This is a genomic window from Paraflavitalea devenefica (assembly GCF_011759375.1).
In the GTDB taxonomy this organism is placed as follows: domain Bacteria; phylum Bacteroidota; class Bacteroidia; order Chitinophagales; family Chitinophagaceae; genus Paraflavitalea; species Paraflavitalea devenefica.
The window spans coordinates 1-1,806 of sequence record NZ_JAARML010000017.1 but is presented as its reverse complement, the minus strand read 5'-3'; the positions used below and the strand labels follow the sequence as shown (position 1 = coordinate 1,806).

Genomic DNA, 1,806 nt, shown 5'->3' with positions numbered 1-1,806 from the left:
AGGCCGTCTCAAAAGAATGAGACGGTCTTTTTTCATTTTAGGACGATATATGGTGTGTAATAGAAGGAAGCTCCTGGAAGAATAAAATTCTGGGGGAATAACTAAGGATGGAAGTTTTTTGAAGCAGGCTTGCCTGTTTTTCAGGCTGCTTTCTTTCTTAAGTTGTGCGCCAGGGCCAGTAAGCCGGTCTCTACCGTTACTTTTTCAATACCCCGCAACATAAATCTCTTGAACTGGTGGTTGTGTTTGATATTGCCAAACACCGGTTCGGTATCGAAGCAGCGTTGTTTTCTCTTCTGTAAGCCCCGCGTGCTCTTTAGTCGCTTTTCTGCCCCCTGTTTCAACCGGACATTATTCAGGGACACTTCTATTACCCGGTCACCTTTTTGAGTGTTGCAGACGCCATTTAAGAAGCAGCCTTTACATTTTCTGGCCTGGAAGCTATCAATGATCTGTGGGTATCCTCCTTTGGTCTCTTCGATCTTCCAACCCTTGTGCTTCATTGGCTCGCCTATTGGACATAGGTACTGGTTGTTTTCTGCGTCATACTCCAGCCGGTCAACAGCAAACGGCTTCTTGTTGCGGATCTTCTCATTTTGCATCCGGTCGAACTGGTTATACTTGATATAGGCAGTGATCCTTTTTTTCTCCAGCCACTGGTAGTTCTGTTCACTGCCATAACCAGCATCAGCTGTTATATTGTTGGGCTTCTGTCCAAACTGCTTAATATGCCGGCTGACATGATCGATCAAGGTATTGGTATCTGTTGTGTTCTGGTGAACACTATAAGAGGCTATATATTGGCTGTTGGTGCTGATCTGTACGTTATAAGCAGGCTTTAACTGGCCATTTCTCATGTGGTCTTCCTTCATCCGCATAAAGGTGGCATCAGTGTCTGTCTTACTATAGCTACTTCTGTTCTCTCCCAATACCTTTTCCTGTTTGTCGTATTTGTCCAGTGCAGCAGGCCAGTGCTTTTTTGCGTAATTGAGTTTTTGCTTTATGCCTTTGTCCACTTCTTTATCCTTCAATGCCGCATTAATAGTATCAATGGTCTGGGTCATCTTCTCACTGTCTATCTTGTCAAAGCCTGTAGGATCAGTATCGTCCAGTTCTGATGCCGCTACTGACTGTGCATATTGCCATAGCTCACCCAACTGCTGCTTCATCTTCTCCCTGTTGGTCTTGATAGAATTGCCCCAGACAAAGGTGTAGCGGTTGGCATTAGCTTCTATTTTGGTGCCATCTGTATACAGGTCCTTAATGCTTAATAGCCCTTCTTCACACAGCAGTAATACTACCTGGGTAAAGATCGGCTGCAGGCTCTTTTGCAGCCGCTGCCCACGGAAGCGGTTGATGGTGTTGTGATCAGGCTTGCTCATGCCGGCCAACCACATGAAGTTGATATTCTGCGAGACTGCTTCTTCTATTTTACGGCTACTGTAGATGTTGTTGATATAGGCAAATACCAGGACCTTGAGCAGCATACGCGGATGATAACTGCTGGTGCCACCAGGCTTGTATTGTTGGACTAACAGGCTGATATCCACTTTCTCAAGCACTGCATGCACAACCCGTACAGGATGGTTTTGAGCGATCAGATCGTTCAGATCAGGGGGCAGTAACATCCCCTGGTTCTGGAAGTTTTGCTTAAAAACGACTTGTAGTGTTTTACCTCTGGCCATGCCAGATCATGCCACAAAAACAATACTAAACCCTTGAACGCATCACGTCTTTTTATACAGATATGTGAATAACCGTACTCCTAAAATAAAGAAGCCGCCTCAATTACTTTTGAGACGGCCT

1 protein-coding gene is annotated in these 1,806 nt (G+C 45.2%); it reads right to left on the bottom strand.

Annotation, left to right across the window (positions count from 1 at the left end; all coding sequences use genetic code 11):
* Nucleotides 1-140 precede the first annotated feature (140 nt).
* A complete protein-coding gene (locus HB364_RS32840) occupies nucleotides 141-1,685 on the bottom strand; it encodes an IS1182 family transposase (protein ID WP_167292698.1) in 1,545 nt (514 codons plus the stop codon).
* Nucleotides 1,686-1,806: the final 121 nt, after the last annotated feature.

Coding starts and splice junctions, on each gene's coding strand:
- HB364_RS32840 (WP_167292698.1), bottom strand. CDS start 1,685: ATGGCCAGAGGTAAAACACTACAAGTCGTTTTTAAGCAAAACTTCCAG.